Source organism: Variovorax sucrosi, assembly GCF_051216635.1.
Lineage (GTDB): Bacteria > Pseudomonadota > Gammaproteobacteria > Burkholderiales > Burkholderiaceae_C > Variovorax.
The window spans coordinates 17,657-38,774 of sequence record NZ_JBPJZU010000012.1 but is presented as its reverse complement, the minus strand read 5'-3'; the positions used below and the strand labels follow the sequence as shown (position 1 = coordinate 38,774).

The 21,118-nt window shown below is 69.1% G+C and carries 22 protein-coding genes; 10 read left to right on the top strand and 12 right to left on the bottom strand.

Going from position 1 to position 21,118, the window contains the following annotated elements; all coding sequences use genetic code 11:
- The first annotated feature begins 10 nt into the window (after positions 1–10).
- Both ACSFBE_RS21730 and lnt read left to right on the top strand, forming a co-directional pair.
- The gene (locus tag ACSFBE_RS21730; protein ID WP_435492482.1) at positions 11–889 is read left to right on the top strand and encodes an HlyC/CorC family transporter; all 879 of its coding nucleotides are present in this window, start codon (positions 11–13) and stop codon (positions 887–889) included.
- Positions 886–2,514, top strand: coding sequence for an apolipoprotein N-acyltransferase (gene lnt / locus ACSFBE_RS21725; protein WP_435492481.1), 1,629 nt, complete (start codon positions 886–888; stop codon positions 2,512–2,514). The genes ACSFBE_RS21730 and lnt overlap by 4 nt, the downstream gene beginning before the upstream one ends.
- Here lnt and ACSFBE_RS21720 read toward each other — a convergent pair.
- The 9 genes from ACSFBE_RS21720 to ACSFBE_RS21680 all read right to left on the bottom strand — a co-directional run bounded on the left by ACSFBE_RS21720 (position 2,499) and on the right by ACSFBE_RS21680 (position 10,688).
- Positions 2,499–2,972 carry a RidA family protein gene (locus tag ACSFBE_RS21720; RefSeq protein WP_435492480.1) on the bottom strand — a complete coding sequence of 158 codons (474 nt, stop codon included), beginning with the start codon at positions 2,970–2,972 and terminating at the stop codon, positions 2,499–2,501. The genes lnt and ACSFBE_RS21720 overlap by 16 nt on opposite strands.
- Positions 2,969–4,330, bottom strand: coding sequence for an FAD-binding oxidoreductase (locus ACSFBE_RS21715; RefSeq protein WP_435492479.1), 1,362 nt, complete (start codon positions 4,328–4,330; stop codon positions 2,969–2,971). Before ACSFBE_RS21715 ends, ACSFBE_RS21720 begins: the two co-directional genes overlap by 4 nt.
- 13 nt (positions 4,331–4,343) lie before the next feature.
- On the bottom strand, positions 4,344–5,177 hold the full coding sequence (locus ACSFBE_RS21710; protein WP_435492478.1) for an ABC transporter permease: 834 nt from the start codon (positions 5,175–5,177) through the stop codon (positions 4,344–4,346).
- A complete protein-coding gene (locus tag ACSFBE_RS21705) occupies positions 5,174–6,010 on the bottom strand; it encodes an ABC transporter ATP-binding protein (protein ID WP_435492477.1) in 837 nt (278 codons plus the stop codon). The genes ACSFBE_RS21710 and ACSFBE_RS21705 overlap by 4 nt, the downstream gene beginning before the upstream one ends.
- Before the next feature lie 71 nt (positions 6,011–6,081).
- Entirely contained in the window at positions 6,082–7,077 is a 996-nt protein-coding gene (locus tag ACSFBE_RS21700; RefSeq protein ID WP_435492476.1) for an ABC transporter substrate-binding protein, read from the bottom strand.
- A gap of 85 nt (positions 7,078–7,162) precedes the next feature.
- Complete coding sequence (locus ACSFBE_RS21695) at positions 7,163–8,035, bottom strand: creatininase family protein (protein WP_435492475.1); 873 nt, start codon at positions 8,033–8,035, stop codon at positions 7,163–7,165.
- Between the two features lie 34 nt (positions 8,036–8,069).
- On the bottom strand, positions 8,070–9,341 hold the full coding sequence (locus tag ACSFBE_RS21690) for an amidohydrolase family protein (protein WP_435492474.1): 1,272 nt from the start codon (positions 9,339–9,341) through the stop codon (positions 8,070–8,072).
- A 7-nt stretch (positions 9,342–9,348) separates the two neighbouring features.
- Complete coding sequence (locus tag ACSFBE_RS21685; protein WP_435492473.1) at positions 9,349–9,936, bottom strand: NAD(P)H-dependent oxidoreductase; 588 nt, start codon at positions 9,934–9,936, stop codon at positions 9,349–9,351.
- Between the two features lie 122 nt (positions 9,937–10,058).
- A complete protein-coding gene (locus ACSFBE_RS21680; RefSeq protein ID WP_435492472.1) occupies positions 10,059–10,688 on the bottom strand; it encodes a TetR family transcriptional regulator C-terminal domain-containing protein in 630 nt (209 codons plus the stop codon).
- Positions 10,689–10,917: 229 nt separating this feature from the next.
- Between ACSFBE_RS21680 and ACSFBE_RS21675 the strand changes: the two genes are divergently transcribed.
- A complete protein-coding gene (locus tag ACSFBE_RS21675) occupies positions 10,918–11,988 on the top strand; it encodes a type II asparaginase (protein WP_435492471.1) in 1,071 nt (356 codons plus the stop codon).
- A 117-nt stretch (positions 11,989–12,105) separates the two neighbouring features.
- Here ACSFBE_RS21675 and ACSFBE_RS21670 read toward each other — a convergent pair whose 3' ends face one another.
- Genes ACSFBE_RS21670 through ACSFBE_RS21660 form a run of 3 tightly spaced genes read right to left on the bottom strand, consistent with a single transcriptional unit; the run spans position 12,106 to position 14,691 of the window.
- Positions 12,106–12,924, bottom strand: coding sequence for a phosphatase PAP2 family protein (locus ACSFBE_RS21670; RefSeq protein WP_435492470.1), 819 nt, complete (start codon positions 12,922–12,924; stop codon positions 12,106–12,108).
- Complete coding sequence (locus tag ACSFBE_RS21665) at positions 12,917–13,726, bottom strand: metallophosphoesterase family protein (RefSeq protein ID WP_435492469.1); 810 nt, start codon at positions 13,724–13,726, stop codon at positions 12,917–12,919. The genes ACSFBE_RS21670 and ACSFBE_RS21665 overlap by 8 nt, the downstream gene beginning before the upstream one ends.
- The gene (locus ACSFBE_RS21660) at positions 13,723–14,691 is read right to left on the bottom strand and encodes a diacylglycerol/lipid kinase family protein (protein WP_435492468.1); all 969 of its coding nucleotides are present in this window, start codon (positions 14,689–14,691) and stop codon (positions 13,723–13,725) included. Before ACSFBE_RS21660 ends, ACSFBE_RS21665 begins: the two co-directional genes overlap by 4 nt.
- Before the next feature lie 191 nt (positions 14,692–14,882).
- On the opposite strand from ACSFBE_RS21660, the gene glyQ reads away from it, so the two are divergent.
- The 7 genes from glyQ to ACSFBE_RS21625 are packed head-to-tail and all read left to right on the top strand — an operon-like array spanning position 14,883 to position 21,027.
- Positions 14,883–15,797 (top strand): glycine--tRNA ligase subunit alpha, encoded by a 915-nt coding sequence (glyQ, locus tag ACSFBE_RS21655; protein ID WP_435457036.1) that lies wholly within the window; start codon positions 14,883–14,885, stop codon positions 15,795–15,797.
- 4 nt (positions 15,798–15,801) lie between these two features.
- Positions 15,802–17,937 carry a glycine--tRNA ligase subunit beta gene (gene glyS, locus ACSFBE_RS21650; RefSeq protein WP_435492467.1) on the top strand — a complete coding sequence of 712 codons (2,136 nt, stop codon included), beginning with the start codon at positions 15,802–15,804 and terminating at the stop codon, positions 17,935–17,937.
- A gap of 24 nt (positions 17,938–17,961) precedes the next feature.
- Complete coding sequence (locus ACSFBE_RS21645; protein WP_435492466.1) at positions 17,962–18,291, top strand: hypothetical protein; 330 nt, start codon at positions 17,962–17,964, stop codon at positions 18,289–18,291.
- Positions 18,281–18,811, top strand: coding sequence for a DUF6036 family nucleotidyltransferase (locus tag ACSFBE_RS21640; protein WP_435492465.1), 531 nt, complete (start codon positions 18,281–18,283; stop codon positions 18,809–18,811). The genes ACSFBE_RS21645 and ACSFBE_RS21640 overlap by 11 nt, the downstream gene beginning before the upstream one ends.
- Positions 18,808–19,389 carry a D-glycero-beta-D-manno-heptose 1,7-bisphosphate 7-phosphatase gene (gene gmhB / locus ACSFBE_RS21635; protein ID WP_435492464.1) on the top strand — a complete coding sequence of 194 codons (582 nt, stop codon included), beginning with the start codon at positions 18,808–18,810 and terminating at the stop codon, positions 19,387–19,389. The genes ACSFBE_RS21640 and gmhB overlap by 4 nt, the downstream gene beginning before the upstream one ends.
- Entirely contained in the window at positions 19,389–20,123 is a 735-nt protein-coding gene (locus ACSFBE_RS21630; protein ID WP_435492463.1) for a lysophospholipid acyltransferase family protein, read from the top strand. The genes gmhB and ACSFBE_RS21630 overlap by 1 nt, the downstream gene beginning before the upstream one ends.
- Positions 20,124–20,136: 13 nt before the next feature.
- Entirely contained in the window at positions 20,137–21,027 is an 891-nt protein-coding gene (locus ACSFBE_RS21625) for a M48 family metallopeptidase (protein WP_435492462.1), read from the top strand.
- The last annotated feature ends 91 nt before the right edge of the window (positions 21,028–21,118 follow it).

The following is a 21,118-nucleotide window of genomic DNA, read 5'->3' as shown; positions in this document are numbered from 1 at the left end:
CCCTCCCGCAGTGGCCGACCCTCACCCTGAACGCACACCCGTCGAACGGGAAGACAAACGCGGCTTCCTCCAGAAGCTGGCCGAATTCATCCACCCCGGACCGGATTCTCGCGACGAGCTGATCGAAACCCTGGCCGACGCCGAGGACAACGACGTGATCGGCGCCGAATCGCGTGTGATGCTCGAAGGCGTGCTGCGGATGGCCGACATGACCGCCGGCGACGTGATGGTCGCTGCGCCGCGCATGGACCTGATCGACATCGATTCGCCGTACGACACGCTGCTGCACGGGGTGATCGACACCGCCCACTCGCGTTTTCCGGTCTACGAGGGCGAGAAGGAAAACATCATCGGCATCCTGCTGGCGAAGGATTTGCTCAAGCTGCAGCGCGCCCCGGGGCTCAACATCCGCGCGCTGCTGCGGCCCGCGACCTTCGTGCCCGAAAGCAAGGGCCTGAACGATCTGCTGCGCGAGTTTCGCGGCAACCGCAACCACCTGGCGATCGTCATCGACGAGTTCGGCCGCGTGGCCGGGCTGATCACCATCGAAGATGTGCTCGAGCAGATCGTCGGCGAGATCGAGGACGAGTTCGACATCCCCGAGGATGAAGGCGACATCTTCGGGCTGGCCGACCACACCTACCGTGTCTCGGGCGACACGCCCATCGAGCGCGTGGCCGAAGCCTTCGGCATCACCTTCGACGACGAAGCGCTGAGCGAGGACTTCGACACCATCGGCGGCCTGATCGCGCACGAGATGGGCCACGTGCCGAAGAAGGGCGAGCACCATGCGCTCGGCGGCTTCGACTTCGTCGTGCTGCACACCAAGGGCGGCGCGGTGCGCTGGTTCAAGGTCTCGCCGGCGCGCGGCAGCGACGCATCCGATTGACGGCGCCGCTCACCCCGGCGGGCGCCCCGCAGGGCGCGCCGTCACGCACCGCGTTCGTGTTGCACCTGGGCGTTGTCGCGCTCGCCGGCCTGGCCCAGGCGGCGTCCATCGCCGCCCCGTGGAATGGCCGCCCGCTGTGGTGGCTGCAGCTGCTGTCGTTGGCCGTGCTGGTCTGGCAGCTCGACGCACTGCGCGTCGACCACCGGCCGAAGCGCTGGCGCAGCGCCGTGCTGCATGGTTGGCTCTTCTCCACTGTCTGGCTCTGCGGCACCTTCTGGTGGCTCTTCGTCTCGATGCATACCTACGGCGGGCTGGCGGCGCCGCTCGCGGCCACCGCGGTGCTGGCCCTCGCTGCAGCGCTCGCGCTGTACTACGCGGTGGCGTGCGGCGTGTTCGTGGCGGTTGCACCGACGCATCCAGTGGGCGCGGCCGTCGTGTTCGCTGCGCTCTGGACGCTGGGTGAACTGCTGCGTGGCCACTGGTTCACCGGCTTCCCCTGGGGCGCGGGCGGCTATGCGCATGTCGAGGGTCCGCTGGCCGTGCATGCCGCGTGGCTCGGTGTGTATGGCATCGGCGCGGTCGCTGCAGTAATCGCGGCGATGGCCGTGCTGGCGCTGCGCCGCCGGACGTGGCCCGCGGCTGCAGCACTGATCGTCGCGCTGGTCGTGGTGCCGTACGCGCTCGATCTGCTGCGCGACGACCCGGATGCACCCTCCAACGCGCGCGGCAAACTCGTCGTCGCGCTGCTGCAAGGCAACATCCCGCAGGACGAGAAGTTCGTGCCCGGCGCTGGCATCGCCACCGCGCTGCGCTGGTACGGCGAGCAGTTGCGCGACGCCACCGCGCCGCTGGTGATCACGCCGGAGACGGCGCTGCCGCTGCTGTCGTCGCAACTTCCGCCGGGCTATCTCGAGGCGATCGCGGCACGCTACGGCAGCGGCACGCAGGCGGCCATCGTCGGGCTGCCGGTGGTCGGCATGGGCGGGGCGAGCCATGACTTCGCCGGCTACCGGAATTCGGTGCTCGGCTTCAAGCCGGGCGAGGCGCAGCCCTACCGTTACGACAAGCACCACCTGGTGCCCTTCGGTGAATTCGTGCCGGGCATGTTCCGGTGGTTCACCGACCTGATGAACATCCCGCTGGGCGACTTCCGCAGCGGTGGCTTGGCGCAGGCGCCGTTCGTGTGGCAGGGCCAGCGCATTGCGCCGAACATCTGCTACGAGGATTTGTTCGGCGACGAGATCGGCGCCAACTTCCGCGATGCGGCGACGGCGCCCACCATCCTGCTCAACGTCAGCAACATCGCGTGGTTCGGCGACACCGTCGCCATCGACCAGCACCTGGCCATCTCGCGCATGCGCGCCCTCGAGTTCGCGCGGCCGATGGTGCGCGCGACCAACACCGGCGCCACCGTCGTCATCGATCACCGCGGCCGCGTGACCGATGCGCTGCCGCGTCTGACGCGTGGCGTGCTCACCGCCGAGGTCGAAGGTCGCGCCGGCCGCACGCCCTATGCGGTGTGGGTGTCGCGTTTCGGGCTGTGGCCGCTGTGGGGCCTGTCGCTGCTGGCGGTGGTCGTGGCCGTGTGGCAACGGCGCCGCGCGGGCAGTCAGCGCGGCAGGTAGGCCGTCGCCTCGATCTCGATCACCAGCGCGTCGCCCGGCAGGAAGCGCGACACCTCGACCACCGTGCTGACGGGCGGCTCGCCCGGGTAGAACAAGCCGCGCACGCGGTTGTACGCGGGGTACTGCCGGATGTCGCGAAAGTACTGCACCAGCTTCACCACGTCGTTCATCGTGCCGCCGTGTTCCGCCGCCAGTTGCCGGATGCGTTCGAGCACGAACCAGCTCTGCGCGACGATGGGCGCCTCGTACACGTCCACCGACATCTGGCCGGTGACATAGCCGAGCGTGCGCAGCTCGTCGCGGGCGATCGGCGGCAGGTCGTCGTACGAAGAGACCGCCTGGCGCCGTGCCGGGTCGACCGCCACCACGCCGCTCATGAAGACGAAGTCACCGACGCGCTTGGCGGCGGCGTAGTTCGCCATGGGCGCACCCATGACCGGCACGTTGCCCGAGCTCATGAAGACACCACCGGCCAGTCGCGCAGCTTGCCCGGGTTGAGCAGCCCCAGTGGGTCGAAGCGCTGCTTCACCGCCAGAATCTCCGGCGGCAGCGCGCCGCCGGCCTTGCCGTCTTCCACGATGAAGGTGTGCGGGTTGTTGATGCGCACGCCGCGTTCGCGGTGGATGCGGATGATGTCGTTCAGCCGCTCCTCGGTCGTGAAGCGCACCAGCTGCAGCCCGCTGCAGCTGAGCAGGCCGTCCATGTTGCGCAGGAATTCGATGTGCATCATCACCTCGCCGGCCAGCAGCGCTTCCATCTCGGTGATCTGCTGGATGTACTGGCCGGGCGTGAAGCTGCTCTGCAGGTAGGTCAGCGACTTGTCGATGCGCAGCGCATGCAGCGTCGTGTGGTTCCAGGTGAACTCCATCAGCGTGCGGTTGCTCTTCGCCACCTCGGCCGCATCGCGGCGGTAGGTCACGGTGCCGCCGTGCGCAGCGACCAGGTCCTTCAACGCATCTTCCGCCGGCTCGTCGACCAGCGAGAGCACCGCATGGCAGCCCTTCGGCAGGTACTCGGCGAGCTGGCCCAGGTGGTCGGGCACGGGGCTGCCGAAGAAGGCGACCTCGCGCTTGTCGATGCCCGGTGCACGCGCCAAGGCGTCGGCGAAGGCCAGCGCGGTGTCGAAGCGCTCGAAGGTGACCAGCGTTTCCAGCCACGGCCGCGCCGGCGCCAGCGCCACCTCGACTTCCAGCACCAGGCCGTTGGTGCCCCACAGGTGGTGCATGCGCAGCGCCTCGGCACCGCGCAGCTCGACGATCTGCGGTTCGGGCTCGATGCTCATCGCGCGGATGCCCAGCACGTTGCCGGGCGCGCCGAGCGGCCCGTAGTTGATCGAGCCGACGCCGCCGAAGCCGCCGCCGAACAGCCCGCCGAGCGTGGCGCTGCGGAAGGTCGACGGGATGCAGCGGAATTCGTGGCCGGTCGGCCGCGTCGCCTTCTCGATGTCGCCCAGCCGGATGCCGGCCTGCGCGCGGGCCGTGCCGCCGCGCACCCAGCACATCGCGTTGTAGCCGGTCATGTCGAGCACCACGCCACCGGCAAGCGGCGTGGTCTGGCCGTAATTGCCGGTGCCGCTGCCGCGGATGGTGATCGGCAGCTTGCGGCGCGCGCAGGCGCCGACCAGGCGGCGGATCTCGTCCTCGGTGCGCGGGCGCACCACGGTGTCGGCGCGCTTGTCTTCCAGTTGGCGCTTGAGCACCGGGCTGAACCAGGCGAAGTCCTGCGACAGGCGCGCGACGCGGCCCGGGTCGTTGATCCAGTCGAGGTCGGGGAGTTCGAGTTGCAGTTGCTCGATGGGGGAGACGGGAGCGTTCATGGCAAGGGTCGGGTCAATCTTGAGAGATCTCGCTGGCGTGCCAGGAGCCCAGCGCGAGCTTGGACAGCCACGCCATCAGCACGAACAGGCCCACGCCGGTCAGCGAGATGAGCAGCAGGGCCGCGAACATGCGCGGGATGTTGAGCTGGAAGCCGGCCTGCAGGATCTGGTAGGCCAGGCCCGCGCCGGAGCCGCCGGTGCCGGCGACGAATTCCGCCACCACGGCGCCGATCAGTGCGAGGCCGCTGGAGATGCGCAGCCCGCCGAAGAAGTACGGCAGCGCGCTCGGGATGCGCAGCCGCACCAGTTGCTGCCAGCGCGTCGCGCGGTTGAGCTTGAAGTAGCTCTGAAGATCGGGGTCGATGCTGCGCAGGCCGAGCGTGGTGTTGGCGATGATCGGGAACAGCGCCACCAGCGCGGCGCACACCGTCATCGCGGCGACTGGGTTCTTCACCCAGATGATGATGAGCGGTGCGACCGCCACGATGGGCGTCACCTGCAGCAGCACCGCATACGGAAAGAGCGCGGTCTCGATGCGCTTGCTCTGGACGAACAGGAAGGAGATCAGCACCCCCGCGACGGTCGCCAGCACGAAGGACAGCAGCGTGATCTTCAGCGTGACCAGCAGGGCATTGCCGAGCGGCACCCAGTCCTTGATCAGCGTTTCCATCATCAGGTAGGGCGAGGGCACCAGGTAGGGTGGCAGTTCCATGCCGGTCACCAGGCCCTGCCAGATCGCGACCAGCACGACGCCGACCATCACCGGATAGAACACGCGTTGCACGCGCGGCTGCTTGAGGAAAGGCACGCGTACGGCAGGGCGCGAACGGGATGCGACGGCGCTCATCGGCTCGACTCCTCGTGGGCGTTGCTCGCTCGCAGCAGGCTGTCCTGCAACTGCTTGGCGTAGCGGCTGAATTGCGGCGACACCATGAAGTCGGGCGTGCGCGGGTAGGGCTCGTCGATGGTGAACTGTTCCACCACGCGGCCGGGCCGTGCGGCCATCATGATCACGCGGCTGGAGAGAAAGACCGCCTCGTGGATCGAGTGCGTCACGAAGATCACCGTGAGCTTCTTCTGGCGCCACAGGTCGAGCAGGTCGGCGTCGAGCCGGTGGCGCGTGATCTCGTCGAGCGCGCCGAAGGGTTCGTCCATCAGCAGCAGGTCGGGTTGCGTCACCAGGCCGCGTGCGATCGACACGCGCATCTGCATGCCGCCCGACAGCGCGCGCGGCAGGGCGCCGGCGAACTTGTCGAGCCCGACGAGTTCCAGCGCCTCGGCCACGCGCGCGTCGGCTTCCTGGCGCGGCACGCCGGCCAGGTCGAGCGGCAGGCGCACGTTGGTCTGCACGCTGGCCCAGGGCATCAGCGTGGGCGACTGGAAGACGAAGGCCATCTTGTGGCCGCTCTCGTCGACCTGCTGCACCGGCTTGCGCCAGACCAGCAGTCGGCCATCGGTGGGCTCCAGCATGCCGGCCACCATCTTCAGCAGCGTGCTCTTGCCGCAGCCCGAGGGGCCGAGCAAGGTGATGAACTCGCCCTCGGCGATCGTCAGGTCCACCGGCAGCAGGGCCTGCGTGCCGTTCGGGTAGGTCTTCTCGGCGGACAGGATCTCCACCGCCGGCGTGGCGTGGGCCCACTCGGTCGGCGGTGCGAGGGTGTCGGGTTCGACGCGGTTCATTCAAGAGCCTTTCGAGGGGGCCGTGCCGCGTGCGGCCGGCCCCTGGGTTTCAGGGCGTGGGCGGAGCGCGCTCAGGGCAGGACCTTGGCGTCCTTGATGAACTCGGTCGTGTACGTCTTCGTGAGTTCGATCTTGGCCGGGTCCAGCAGCTTCGAGGCGACCAGGAAGTCGTAGCTCGCCTTCGAGCGCGCGTCGGTGATCACGCCGATGCCCAGCTTGGCCGCGTCGCCGCCGGTGATCATCCCCATCTCCTTGAGCTTGGCGACGCTGTAGGCCAGCTGGTCGTCGGTCATGTTGGGGTTGTCCTTCTTGATCAGCGCGTTGGCCGGCGCCGGGTTCGCCAGGTAGCTCTTCCAGCCTTCGGCCGAGGCCTTGACGAAGGCGGCGACCTGCTTGCTGCGGTCCTTGACGGTCTTGTCCATGCACGACACGGTGGTCGCATAGGCCGGGAAGCCGTGGTCGCTGAACATCAGCACGTTGGCCTTCACGCCGGCCTTCTGGATGGCGTAGGGCTCGGACGTGAGGTAGCCCTGCTGCGCGGCGTTCTTGTCGGCGACGAAGGGCTGGATGTTGAAGGTGTAGGGGCGGGTCTGTTCGTCGGTGAAGCCGAACTTGGCCTTCAGCCACGGCCAGTAGCCGCGCTGTGCCTGCGCACCGATCAGGAGGGTCTTGCCCTTGAGGTCCTCGAACTTCTTGACGTCCTCGTGCGCGATCAGCACCTGCGGGTCCTTCTGGAAAAAGGCCGCCACGGTGACCACCGGCACGCCACCTTCGCGCACCTGCATCATCTGAATGTCGCTCGACCCCATGATGCAGTCGGCCTGGCCGGCCGCCATCATCTGCGTGATGTTGACCTGCGGGCCGCCCATCTTGATGGTCACGTCCAGCCCGTGCTTCTTGTAGATGCCTTCGGCCACGGCCTGGTAGAAGCCGCCGTGCTCGGCCTGCGCGTACCAGTTGGTCATGTAGGTGAACGCGTCCTGTGCCTGGGCAGGTGCCGCGGCGGCGAAGGCCAGCGCGGCGGTGCCGGCGAGGGAGGCGAGACGGAAGACGGAAGGCTTGCGCATGGAGTGGACCTCTCGAAGTGCGGGGTGATGGAAATGCGTGAGGGAAAGACGAAGGAAGACGAAGGAGCAATGCAAGGAGCGCGCCTCAGGCGGGGTGGCGCAGCCCCTCGGCGGTCTGGATGAAGCCGGTTTCGTGGCCACGGCCCCAGGTGGGCTCGTCGCGCACGATCCAGCGCAGGGCATACAGCTCGGTCAGTGCCTGCACCCAGCTGTCGGACAGCGTGTCGAGGATCTCCAGACCCTGCGCGCGGGTGGCGCTGGTCGGGTCGCCGATGACGCCGCTCGGGCCGAAGTCGCGCGCCGTCCAGGCGCAGGCCGGGCGGCCGTCGGGCGACAGCAGCTTGATCGGGAAGGGCGGGGGGAAGTTGGCCGCGGCGCGTTCCATGTGCACCGTCTCGGGTGCCAGCGCCAGCATCAGTGCCGTTTCGGAATGGCCGGCGTGCATGGCGAGCTTCTTCTCCTGCTCGCTCACCTGCCGGCTGGCGGCGCTGGGCAGGCGCGACACGCCGTGCGGCACGATCACGAAGTCGCCATGGCGCAGGCGCAGTTCGCGCGCGGCCATCTCCAGCACCTGCGGCTGGCCGCCGTGGCCGTTGGCGAACAGCAGCTTGCGAAAGCCCGAGCGGTAGACCGACTCACCGATCTCGATGATGGTCGCGAGCAGCGTGGTGCCGGTCAGCGTCATGGTGCCGGGGAAGTGCAGGTGCTCTTCCGACTTGCCGTAGGTGATGGTCGGCAGCGCGAAGGCGCGCACCTCGGCGGGCAGTTTCTCGAGCGCCTTGCCCATCACGCCGGAGCTGATCACGCTGTCGACCGAGCAGGGCAGGTGCGGGCCGTGCTGCTCGATGGCGCCGCAGGGCAGCACGATGACGGTGTTCTCGCGGTCGGGCAGCGCGTCGATCTCGGTCCAGCTCAGGTAGGGCAGGAAGCGGTGCGGGGGGATGTAGCCGTGGAGCATGGGGGTCCTTGTCGTGTCGTGTCGTGTCGTGTCGCTATCGGGGAAGGAAGGGCGTGGCGTCGCCTTGCGTCACGCGGCCGTCGCGCAGCACCACGCGCTTCGCGCTGCGCGAGGGCCAGCCGTGGCGGTCGGCGTCGGTGAAGAGCACCAGGTCGGCCGGGGCACCGACCAGCGTCGGGCGGGCGGCGGGCGCGCGCTGGAGCCAGTCGCTGCGGCACAGCGCCTCCGACCAGGTGTCGAAGGGCTCGTCGAGTTGTGCCACGAGGGCGGCCGTGCCCAGCGCCTCGATCGGGTCGAAGCTGCCGAGGCGGCAGAAAGGGTCTTGCACGTTGTCGCTCGCGAACAGCAGCGGGATGCCGCGCTCGCGCGCTTCCTTCACCAGCGTGATGCCGCGCTGGCGCGGCGTGCGGCCGGTGACGGCGTCCTGCAGCAGCAGGTTGGTGGCGGGCAGCGAGACGATGGTGATCGGCGCGCGCGCCACCGCGTCGAGCGTGGCCAGCGCCTGCGCCTCGGGCTGCGCCGCCAGCGCGCAGACGTGGCCGCAGACCACGCGGCCTTCGTAGCCGATCTCGCGCAGGAGGCGGGCGGTGGTCTGCAGGCCGACCGATGCGGCGTTGAGTTCCTCGTCGACGTGCAGGTCGACGTCGAGCTCGCAAGCCTGCGCGGCCACCAGCAGGTGGCGCAGCGCGGTCTCGCTCCAGTTGGTGGAGTGCACGAAGCCGCCCAGCAACGCGTGCGGGCTGGTGGCCTTCACCTGCCGGGCCAGGCGCATCGCCTGGTCCGCGTCTTCGAACAGCGGCAGCTTGATCAGGCTCACCTGTTCGAGGCGCACCCGGCCCGCCCATTCCTGCGCCAGCTCGGCCACCACGGGCCAGGCCATCGGCGTCGTGTCGGGCTCCCACCAGTCGACATGCGTGCGCAGATGCGTGGTGCCGCATTCCCAGGCCCACTGCAGGCCGCGCGCAGCGCGCTCGCGCACGTCGACAGGCGTCCAGTGCACGCGGTCGTTCAGCATCGCGTCGATGGCGCCGAGCAGCCCCGGCTGCACCTGTTTCATGCGCGGCAGGGTGAAGGCCTTGTCGAGGTGCGTGTGGGCGTCGACGAAGCCGGGCAGGGCCAGCGTGCCGGCGGCATCCCAGGCCGCGGCGGAAGGCACTGGCGCCTGCGCGGCCGGTTGCACCGACCGCACGCGGCCCGCGTCGATGGCGAGGCGCGCCAGCGCGGGGACGCCGTCCTGCAGCGGCCAGTCCGTCGGCAGCAGCCAGCGCGGCAGCCGCAGGTTGTCGATCAGCGTCGGCATGTGCATGCGGTACTCAGGCGAACCGCGCCATCGCCTGGCCCACGCGCGCCTTGAAGCGCGTCAGCTGCGGCTCGGTCGCGATGTTCATGTGGTAGTGCGCGTGGTAGTCGACGCGCGCTTTCTGACCGGTCAGCCGCAACATGTACCGCGTGACGATCTTGCGCGGTGGGTCGCCCATGTACCAGGCGACCCAGCGCGGGCGGCCGTAGGTCACGACGGCCGAGATGCGCTGGATGTGCGTGAGCATCGGCTTCACGTTGGCCGGGTCGCTGATGTCGAAGGCCACGCCGGGCATGAAGAGCCGGTCGAAGAAGCCCTTGAGCATGGCGGGCAGGCCGAAGCACCAGGTCGGAAAGCAGAAGACGATGGCCTCGGCCCAATTCAGCCGGTCGATGTAGGGTTGCAGCGGAATGCGGTTGCTCGGTACCTCGTGGTAGCCCAGGCGCTCCTCGCGCGACAGCACCGGGTTGAAGCCTTCCGCGTACAGGTCGCAGTCGTCCACCTCATGCCCGGCGGCGCGCAGGTTGACCAGCACCTCCTGGTGCAGGGCCGAGGCGAAGCTGGTTTCGACCGGATGGCAGTAGACGACGAGCACGCGCATGGTGTTTGACCACTTAATCAGAGCAAGTGGTCAGATTGATGCAAAGGGCGTGCCAAGGTCATTGCACCAGCGTGGCGCATGCGAGCCGCAATGTCGGAGGCACGCCGTGGGCGAGCCGGGGGTCAGGCTTTGATTCCGCCGAGCACCAAGGCGGTCAACTCACGCGCCACCAGCTCGCGGTCGATCGGCGTCTCCGCACCGCTGCCCATCATCACGCGCGCCTGCAGCGCGTAGTCGGCGTGGTACTGGGTCATGGCCCAGATGTGCTGCAGCAGCAGGCGCGGGTCGAGCGGGCGCATCAGGCCGCGCGCGATCCAGCCGTTGATGATGTCGATCTTCTTCTGCGTCCAGGCCTGCGAATTCGGCCAGTAGCCTTCGAGGTTCTTGCCGCCGTCGAGCACTTCGCGGGTGAAGATGCGCGACATCTCGGGGTGGTCGAAGGCGTGGTCGAGCTTCTTGCGGATGTAGTCGCTCAGCACGGCGGCCGGCCCATTGGCGGCCTGGTCGAAGGAGAACACCACCTTCCAGGCATGCAGCACCTGCATCAGCAGCTCTTCGTAGAGCTCTTCCTTGCCGGCGATGTAGTAGTGCAGCTGCGGCTTGGTGATGCCGGCGCGCAGTGCGATGGCCTGGGTCGACGTGCCCTTGAGCCCGTGCAGGCTGAACTCGGCGATGGCCGCTTCGCGGATCGCCGCCATGATGCGTTCGCGCCCGGGCCGAGCCCGCGACAGCGGCCCGTCGGGCGCAGGCATGTCCTGAGGGCGGGTGGCGGGGGCGGCGGGAGTTTCCACGGTAGGCAAGGTGAGCAGCGGCGCCATGCACGGCGCGGTGACGATGGTACCGCCCCCCACGTGGACCTCCGTGTTGCGAGCGGCGCATCATGGGATGTCGTCTCTGCATGGCCCATCGGCGCCGCGGGCACTGTTCTTGTATCCCAATAGCGGCTCTCCGATTTCTCCATCAATCACAAGGACGCACACCATGATCTGCTCTTCCCGCCTGCGCAGCCTCGCCGCTTCCGCGGTGCTGCTCGCCGCCGCCGCGGTGGCCCACGCCCAGGCCGCCTTGCCCAACGTCGTGATCCTGGCCACCGGCGGCACCATCGCCGGTGCCGGCGCCTCGGCCGTCAACAGCGCCACCTATGCGGCGGCCAAGGTCGGCGTCGAAAAGCTCATCGCCGGGTTGCCCGAGCTGGGCAAGATCGCCAACGTGCGCGGCGAACAGGTGTTCCAGGTGGCCTCGGAAAGCCTGACCAACGACAACCTGCTGGTGCTGGCCCAGCGTGTCTCGGCGCTGGCCAAGCAGCCGGACGTCGACGGCATCGTCATCACGCACGGCACCGACACGGTGGAAGAAACCGCGTACTTCCTGACGCTCACGGTGCACACGAACAAACCCATCGTGATGGTCGCGTCGATGCGCCCCGGCACCGCCCTGTCGGCCGACGGCGCGCTGAACCTGTACGACGCCGTCAGCGTCGCCGGCAGCAAGGACGCCATGGGCAAGGGCGTGCTGCTGACCATGAACGACAGCATCGAGAGCGGCCGCGACGTCAGCAAGAACTTCAACATCAAGCCCAGCGCCTTCGTGAGCCAGTGGGGGTCGCTCGGCATGGTGGTCGAAGGCCGCAACTACTGGTTCCGCGCCCCGGTCAAGCGCCACACGATGAATTCGGAGTTCGACATCGACACCATCAAGTCGCTGCCGCCGGTGGAGATCGCCATGGGCTACGAGGGCGTGGCCACGACGGCCATCGACGCGCTGGGCAAGAGCGGCATCAAGGCGCTGATCCACGGCGGGCCGGGCAACGGCTCGGTGGCCGACCGCATCGTGCCCAGCCTGCAGAAGGTGCGCGCCGACGGCATCGTCGTGATCCGCAGCTCGCGCGTGCCCGACGGCTTCGTCATCCGCAACGCCGAGCAGCCGGACGACAAGTACGACTGGGTGGTGGCGCACGACCTGCGCCCGCAGAAGGCACGCATCCTGGCGATGGTGGCGCTGACTAAAACCTCGGACACCAAGGAACTGCAGCGCATCTTCTGGGAGTATTGACCCACCCCCGATGCGGCTCACTTCGTGTAGCCGCCTCCCCCTCGAGGGGGCAACACCGGCGGCCCGGCAAAGCCGGTTCCGCGGTGTTCCTGGAAGGGGATGCGGCGGATGCGGGGGTCAGCGGCGGCGCTTGCGGTGGCGCGCATATTCGAGGCTGCCCACGCACACGAGCAGCCAGGCCAGTCCGGTCAGCAGGCCGGCCACCACGTCGCTGGCGAAATGCACCTGCAGGAAGATGCGGCTGCAGGCGGTGGTGAGGATCACCGCGATGGCCGCCATCACGGCCGGCGCATGCCAGCGCGGCGGCAGCAGCTGCAGCGCGAGGTACAGCGCCATGCCGTAGACCACCATCGCGCCCGAGCTGTGGCCGCTCGGAAAGCTGTAGCCGCCCTCGACGGCCAGGCCGTGTTCATGCACCGGCCGTGACCGCTCGAAGAGCCGCTTGAGCGTCGGGTTGAGCACGGCGTTGCCGCCCAGCGCGAGCGTCCAGCCCAACGCCAGGCCGGTGTGGCGGTGCCACAGCAGCGCCGCGGCCACACCGACACCCAGGGCGATCAGCACCGCGGGGTCGCCGAAATGCGTGAGCAGGCTGAAAGCGCGCAGCGCTGCCCAGGGCAGCGTCGCGGCGATGCCGTCGGCCAGCACCTGGTCGGCGCGGCCGAGCGTGTGCGTCGGCGTGGCCTGCTCGGCGATCCCCGCGAACAGCGCCGCGGCGGTGACGATGGCGGCGAAGCCGAGTGCCAGGCTGAGCACGAGCCGCGGCGGTCGGGGCTCGGTCTCGGCGGCGAGGGCGGCGCGCCGGCGCTGAAGCCCCCCGCAGGCGACACCTCCGGCCACCACAGCCGTCAGCAGCGCGAGCAGAAAGATCGGCAAGGCATGCGGCGCCACGGCGCCCGCCAGGGAGACCAGCCAAGGCGTCCCGAGCGCGTCAGGCATCCGCCAGCGCCAGCGTGTGCACCTTGCCCGGTACGAAACGGCCCTCGGCGGCGGCATGGTCCCAGCGTTCGACCGTGCAACTGCGCGAGCCCGATGCGCCGCCGAGCCGCAGCAGGTTGACCGAGTTGGGCTGGCCGCCGCGCACCCGCGACGACACCGCCGTGCCGGCCTGCACCGTCCAGAGCGCGCGCGGCAGGCCGGCGTCGGCGTCGTGCGCCGGGCGCACGAAGGGCAGGTGGATGTGGCCGCCCATCACCACGTCGGCCCCGGCCGCGGCCCATCGGCGCAAGGCGGCGTCGGCGCCGCGCAGGCGGTTGCCACGGTCTTCCGGCCGCGTCACGAGCACCGGCTGGTGCGTGACCACGATGCGCACCTGCGCAGGCGTCGCGCGTTCGAGCCGCCGCGCGACCTGTTCGATCTGCGCCTCGGACACCTCGCCATTCGTGTGCCGGTACCAGCGCGTCGTATTCACCGTGACGACCAGCCAGTCGGGCGACAGGAATTCAGGTTCCAGCTCGGCGCCGAAGGCTTCGGTGTAGCGGCCGTAGGGTGTGACCAGCCGCGCGCCCAGCTGGAACAGCGGGATGTCGTGGTTGCCGGGAATGGCGACCCACGGCACCCGGAGCCGATCCATGAAGGCGCGCGCCGCGGCGAACTGCGCTCGTGTCGCGCGCTGGGTGATGTCGCCCGACAGCACGACCACCGCGGGTTGCGTGTCGTGCACCAACGCCTCGAGCGCCGCGACGACCGGCGCCTGCTCGGTGCCGAAGTGCGGGTCCGAGATCTGCAGAAGGACACTCATGAGCGCGCGGCCTCCAGTTCCGGTGCCACGGCCGGCTTGATCAGCCACAGCGGCTCGGGCGCGACGCGGAAGAGCAGCGGCATGTCGAGCCAGCCAAGCTCGCCGTCGGTCGCCACCTTGATGCGCTGCCGGCCCCGCCGGCCCGCCGGCTTGACCGTCATCGAAGCGAAGGGAAAGCTCAGGACGTCGTCGGCCCCGCCGAGCCGACCCAGCGCGCCACGCATCAGCAGACCGGGCAGCGACCACCACGGGCCGGGCTTGACGGCGATGGTGGCCAGCTGGCCTTCTTCCGGGGCGTTCGCGTCGTTGATGCCGACCTGGTGCAGCTGCAGCGCGTTGTTGCCGACGAACAGCGATCGGGTGCGCAGCTCGCGCTCCTGGCCGTGCAGCACCAGCCGCAAGTGCCAGGAGCGATGGCCGCCGCGCAGCATCGTGAGCACGGCCGCGCCGAACGCGATGGCGCGGCTGCGGCCGTATTCGCGCTTGACCGCCTCGCGCTCTTCCAGCAACTGGGCATAGAGCCCGAGGCTGGCATTCACCAGGAACACCCGGTCGTTCACCAGGCCGACCTGTACCGCGCGCGGCGGCTCGTTCAGCAGCACCTGCAGCGCGGCCTCGTTCTCGGCCGGGATGCCGTGGGTGCGGCTGAAGTAGTTGAAGGTGCCCTGCGGCAGCACCCCGAAGGCGCAGCCGCTGCCCAGCGTGGCCTGCGCCACCGCGTTGATGGTGCCGTCGCCACCGGCCGCCACCACGATGCCGCCGGCGGCCCGCGCCCGCTCCACCGCTTCGCGCGCGAAGGCCTGCAACTGCCCCGGCGCTTCGACCAGGAAGATGCGGTGACGTCGGTTCGCCTCGCCGCAGGCGCGTTCGATGGCCGCCCGCACCGTGTTGCTGTCGTGCTTGCCCGAGCCGGCATTCAGGACGATGAAGAGCGGCGCGTCGGGGGCGAAGTCGGGGGCTGGCATGGAAGGGGGTGTGAGATGGCCGAAAGCGCCATGCCGATTTATCGCATCCCGCGGGCCGGCCCGGCGGCGGGCAAGCGCCCGGCCGCGTGTGGGAGAGGCGCCAACCGCGGGCCGGGCGGCCTCTAAAATCAGTCCCTTCGCGGGCCCCGGCCCGCCGCCTCCTCAATGTCCGGCCCGCACCGGCCAGCCTCATGTTGACCTTCCAGCAAATCATCCTCAAGTTGCAGTCGTACTGGGCCGACCAGGGCTGCGCGCTGCTCCAGCCCTACGACATGGAGGTCGGTGCCGGCACCTCGCACACCGCCACCTTCCTGCGCGCCCTCGGCCCTGAGCCGTGGAAGGCCGCCTACGTGCAGCCCAGCCGCCGGCCCAAGGACGGCCGCTACGGCGAGAACCCCAACCGCCTGCAGCACTACTACCAGTACCAGGTGGTGCTCAAGCCTGCGCCGTCGAACATCCTCGAGCTGTACCTCGGCTCGCTCCAGGCGCTGGGCTTCGACCTGAAGAAGAACGACATCCGCTTCGTCGAGGACGATTGGGAAAACCCCACGCTCGGCGCCTGGGGCCTGGGCTGGGAGGTCTGGCTCAACGGCATGGAGGTGACGCAGTTCACCTACTTCCAGCAGGTCGGCGGCATCGACTGCAAGCCGATCACCGGCGAGATCACCTACGGCCTGGAGCGGCTGGCCATGTACCTGCAGGGCGTGGACAACGTCTACAACCTGACGTGGACGGATGGGCTGAGCTATGGCGATGTCTACAAGCAGAACGAGGTCGAACAGTCGACCTACAACTTCGAGCATTCCGACGCCGATTTCCTCTTCACCGCCTTCAATGCGCACGAGAAGCAGGCCAAGCACCTGATGACCGAACAGCTGGCGCTGCCGGCCTACGAGCAGGTGCTCAAGGCCGCGCACAGCTTCAACCTGCTGGACGCGCGCGGCGCCATCAGCGTGACGGAGCGCGCGGCGTACATCGGCCGCATCCGCAACCTCGCGCGCGCCGTGGCGCAGAGCTACTACGAGAGCCGTGAACGGCTCGGTTTCCCGATGGCCCCGCGCGAGTGGGTGGCGCAGATGGCGCCCATCACGAAGAAGGCGGCCTGACCCCATGACCACGAATTCCAAGAACCTGCTCGTCGAACTGTTCGTCGAGGAGCTCCCGCCCAAGGCGCTGAAGAAGCTGGGCGACGCCTTCGCCGGCGTGCTGCGCGACCAGCTCGCCGCGCTCGGCTTGGCCGATGCCGACTCGGTGCTCACGTCCTATGCCTCGCCGCGCCGCCTGGGCGCGCATCTCACCAACGTGGTGGCGCAGGCCGTCGACAGGGCCGTCTCGCAGAAGCTGATGCCGGTCACGGTCGGCCTCGACGCCGCGGGCAATGCCACGCCGGCGCTGCTCAAGCGGCTGGGTGCACTGGGCGCCGACGCGTCGGCCGTGGCCACGCTCAAGCGCGCGCTCGACGGCAAGGCCGAGGCGCTGTTCTACGAGAGCACCGCCAAGGGCGCGACGCTGGCCGAGGGCCTGCAGAAAGCGCTGGCCGAAGCCATCGCCAAGCTGCCGATCCCAAAGGTCATGAGCTATCAGCTCGAGAACGGCGCGCTGCCGGGCTGGACCAGCGTGAGCTTCGTGCGCCCGGCACACGGCCTGGTCGCGCTGCACGGCGGCGACGTGGTGCCGGTCGAGGCGCTGGGCCTCACGGCCGGCCGCGAGACGCACGGCCACCGCTTCGAGGCCAAGGTCGACCCGGTGGTGCTGCGCGACGCCAGCAGCTACGCGCTGCAGCTGGAAGAGGAAGGCGCCGTCATCGCCGGCTTCGAAGCCCGTCGCACCGAGATCGCCCGCCAGCTGGCGCAGGCCGCCGCGAAGGTCGGCGGCGGCGCGAAGCCCATCGACGACGCCGCGCTGCTCGACGAAGTCACCGCGCTGGTCGAACGGCCCAATGTGCTGGTCTGCAGCTTCGAGCGCGAGTTCCTCGATGTGCCGCAGGAATGCCTCATCCTCACGATGAAGGCCAACCAAAAGTACTTCCCGCTGCTCGACGCGGCCGACAAGCTCACAAACCAGTTCCTGGTCGTCAGCAACATCACGCCCGACGACGCGAGCGCGGTGATCCAGGGCAACGAGCGCGTGGTGCGCCCGCGCCTGGCCGACGCCAAGTTCTTCTTCGACCAGGACCGCAAGAAGTCGCTCGCCTCGCGCGTCGAATCGCTCGGCAAGGTGGTCTATCACAACAAGCTGGGCACGCAGGGCGAACGCGTGACGCGCGTCATGCGCATCGCGCGTGCCATTGCCGAACAACTGGGCGACGGCACGCTCGCCGCGCAGGCGACCCAGGCCGCGCAGCTCGCCAAGGCCGACCTGGTGACCGACATGGTCGGCGAGTTCCCCGAACTGCAGGGCACCATGGGCCGCTACTACGCGCTGCACGACGGCCTGGCCGCCGACGTGGCCGATGCCATCGAAGACCACTACAAGCCACGCTTCGCCGGCGACACGCTGCCGCGCGGCGAGGTCGGGGTGGTGGTGGCGCTTGCCGACAAGCTGGAGACGCTGGTCGGCATGTTCGGCATCGGCAACCTGCCCACCGGCGATCGCGACCCCTTCGCGCTGCGTCGGCATGCGCTGGGTGTCGTGCGCATGCTGATCGAGAGAGACCTGCCGCTGGACCTGAAGGCGCTGTTGACGAAAGCAGCAACCCACTTCGGGTCGATCGACGGCTTCGATCACGTTCGCGCCGTGGTCGAACTGGAGAACTTCATCCTCGACCGCCTCGCCGGCAGCCTGCGCGAGCAGGGCGCCAGCGCGCAGGAAGTCGATGCCGTGCTGGCCCCGCAGCCGCAGCGCCTGGGCGATGTGCCCAAGCTGCTGGCCGCCGTCCGCACCTTCGCTGCGCTGCCCGAGGCGCCGGCCTTGGCCGCCGCGAACAAACGCATCGGCAACATCCTGAAGAAATCCCCGGAGGCCGACGCCCACGTCAGCCCGCTGCTGCTGCAGGAGCCTGCCGAGAAATTGCTGCACGAGGCCATGGAGCGAATCGTGCCCGCGGCCGACGCCCAGTTCGACGCCGGCGACTACACCGCGTCGCTGCAGACGCTGGCCGCCTTGCGCGCGCCGGTCGACGCCTTCTTCGACGACGTCATGGTGAACGCCGAGCAACCCGACCTGCGGCTCAACCGCCTCGGCCTGCTCAAGCGGCTGCACGCGGCGATGAACCGCGTGGCGCTGCTGGAGCGGCTGGCGGCCTGACGCACTGCATTCGATAATCCGCGCATGAACCGGCAACAGCAGATCGACGACTTCCTGCTGCAGGCGCACCGCCTGGCGGTGGCGCGTTTGCGCGCCGAGCCGCCCCGCCTGGCTGAACTCGTTCGCACGCTCTCCCGCTGGCGGAGCAATGCCGGTGCCACGCGGTCGGATCCCTACTGGGACGAATGGCAGGCAATGCTCGACGCCGGTATCGATGCCATCGAGCTCGGCACCTGCGGCACCGACGATCACGCGGCGGTCTTGCGAAGCGTCTCGCCAGTGGGTGTGTTGATCACGCCGGTCGAGCGCGGCGAGATGCTGCGTGCAGCGCGACGGGGCGGCGATGCAGCGTAGCGAAGCGGAGCATGTGCTCCGGGCGGCGGCAGCCATTGCGCAGGAACAGTCGTTCGTGGTCGTGGGTAGTCAGGCGTTGCTGTTCCTGATGCCGCATGCGCCCGACGCCTTGCTGGTCTCTCGCGAACTGGACCTCTATCCCGCACTTCATCCGGAAAAGTCCGACCTGATCGATGGCGCGATCGGTGCGCTGTCAAGTTTCGACACCACCTTCGGCTATCACGCCGATGGTGTGGGCCCCGAGACTGCTGTGATGCCTGACGACTGGATGCAGCGGGCCAGCCTTCACTACGTCGGCGAGCTGACGGTCATCTGTCCCGATCTGCATGACCTTGCGCTGTCCAAGTGCGTGGCTGCACGCGAAAAAGACGCACTGTTCGTGCGGGAACTGATCCAGCGATCGCTCATCTCCGTTGCCACGTTACGTGAGCGCGCCGCCATGCTCGACGCCGCCACCTACTCGCATCTCACGGCGTGGATCGACCGTCGTGCGCTCGAAGCGAAAGCCTCTCCCCCATGAAACTCGTCATCCTCGACCGCAACGGCAGCATCAACCTGCACCGCGACGATTTCGTCAAGAGCGAAGTCGAGTGGACGCCGCTGCCGCAGGCCCTCGAAGCCATCGCCAAACTCAACCATGCGGGTTGGCATGTGGTGATCGCGTCGAACCAGTCGGGCCTCGGCCGCGGGCTGTTCGACGTGGCCTCGCTCAACGCCATGCACGCGAAGATGCACAAGATGCTGGCGGCGGTCGGCGGCCGGGTCGATGCGATCTTCTACTGCCCGCACAGCCCCGACGAGGACTGCGGCTGCCGCAAGCCGCAGCCCGGCCTGTTCCTGCAGATCGGCGAGCGCTACGGCATCGACCTGGCCAACGTGCCGACCGCCGGCGACAGCCTGCGCGACCTGCAGGCCGGCGCGGCGGCCGGCTGCGAGCCGCACCTGCTGTTGACCGGCATGGGCGCGGCCTGCCGCAACGTCGATCCGCTGCCGTCCGACTACCCGGCCCACACGCAGGTGCACGAAGACCTCTCGGCCTTCGTCGACTTCCTGCTCGCGCGAGAAGCACAGAAGGCCGCATTGCAGGTGGCGGTCTGATGGCCTTCGTGCGTTCGGTGCTCCATATGCTGTGGATGCTGGTCACCGTGATTCCGTGGGGCATCATCATGTGCGTGGCGTCGATCTGGCGCCGCGGCGAACCGCTGTACTGGATGGCCGAGCGCTGGCTCGGCTGGGCCATCGGCGGGGCGCGGGTCATCCTCGGCATCCGCACGCGCGTCACCGGCATGGAGAACCTGCCGCAGGAACAGCGCGCGGGCGCCGTGCTGCTGGTCAAGCACCAGTCCACGCTCGAGACCTTCCTCATGCCCACGCTGATGCCGCATCCGCTGGCCTACGTGTTCAAGAAGGAACTGATCTACGTGCCCTTCTTCGGCTGGGCGATGGCGCGGCTGGACATGATCCACATCGACCGCAGCCAGCGCGCGCAGGCCTTCAACAAGGTGGTGAAGCAGGGTCGTGCGCTGCTGGCGCAGGGCATCTGGATCATCATGTTCCCCGAAGGCACGCGCATTCCGCGCGGCCAGCAGGGCACCTACAAGAGCGGCGGCACGCGGCTCGCGGTCGAGACCGGCGCCCCGGTGATCCCGATCGCCGTCACCTCGGCCAAGGTCTGGCCGCGGAAGGCCTTCGTCAAGCGGCCCGGCATCGTCGATGTGTCGATCGGCCCCGCGATCTCCAGCGTCGGCCGCAAGCCCGACGAACTGATGCGCGAGGTCGAGGCGTGGATCGAAGCCGAGATGCGCCGGCTCGACCCCGAGGCCTACCGCTGAACGAGTGCGTGCGATGCGCAGCCTGATGCAGTTCACCCTGGACCTGTTCGACGAACTGCGCGCCGAGCCGCCCGCGGCACCGAAAGCCATCGAGCCCCAGGGCCCGTCGCTGCCTGCCGTGCCGCTGTCTGACACGCTACGCCTCCAGCGCTTCGTGCACCCGCGCGCCACGCGCGAGGCGGTGCTGGGCCATGCGCAGGTCGCCTACGAGTTCGCGCGCGGCAAGCGTCGCACCATCGGCTTCGTGGTCGGTGCCGAAGGCCTGTCGGTGCGGGCACCGCGCTGGGTCGCGCTGCGCGATGTCGACGCCGCCCTGCAGGAGAAGGCCGACTGGATCGTGCGCAAGCTGGACGAGGCGCAGCAGCGGCACGAGCGGCTCGAATCCGCGCGCATCGAATGGAAGGACGGCGCGCGCCTGCCCTTCCTCGGCGAACCGGTGGTGCTGCGGCTCGACCCGCGCCACGCCTTCGAAGGTGTCGGCGCCATGCTCGACGCCGAGCCGGGCGAGGGCGGTGTGCGTGAACTGCACCTTGCGGTGGCGAACAACGCAGCGCCCGCGCAGATCCGCGATGCCGCGCAGGCCTGGCTCATGCGCCAGGCCAAGCGCATCTTCCAGGAACGGCTGACGCTGTACGCGCCGCAGCTGGGCGTGCGCTGGACCAAGATGTCGCTGTCGAACGCCGCCACTCGCTGGGGCAGCGCCAGCGCCGACGGCGCCATCCGACTGAACTGGCGGCTGGTGCACTACCGCATGCCGGTGATCGACTACGTGGTGGTCCACGAGCTCGCGCACCTGCGCGTGATGGACCACAGCCCGCGCTTCTGGGAGACGGTCGAGAGCGTGGTGCCGGACTACGGCGCGCTGCGGCAGCAACTCAAGGACGAGCCCGTCCCGCGCTGGTAGGCGGCGCCATCGCGCTCAAGCCGTCGCGCCCATCGGTCGCCGGCGCACACCGCCATCGAGTTCTGGCAACATCTGGTCACAACAACGACCA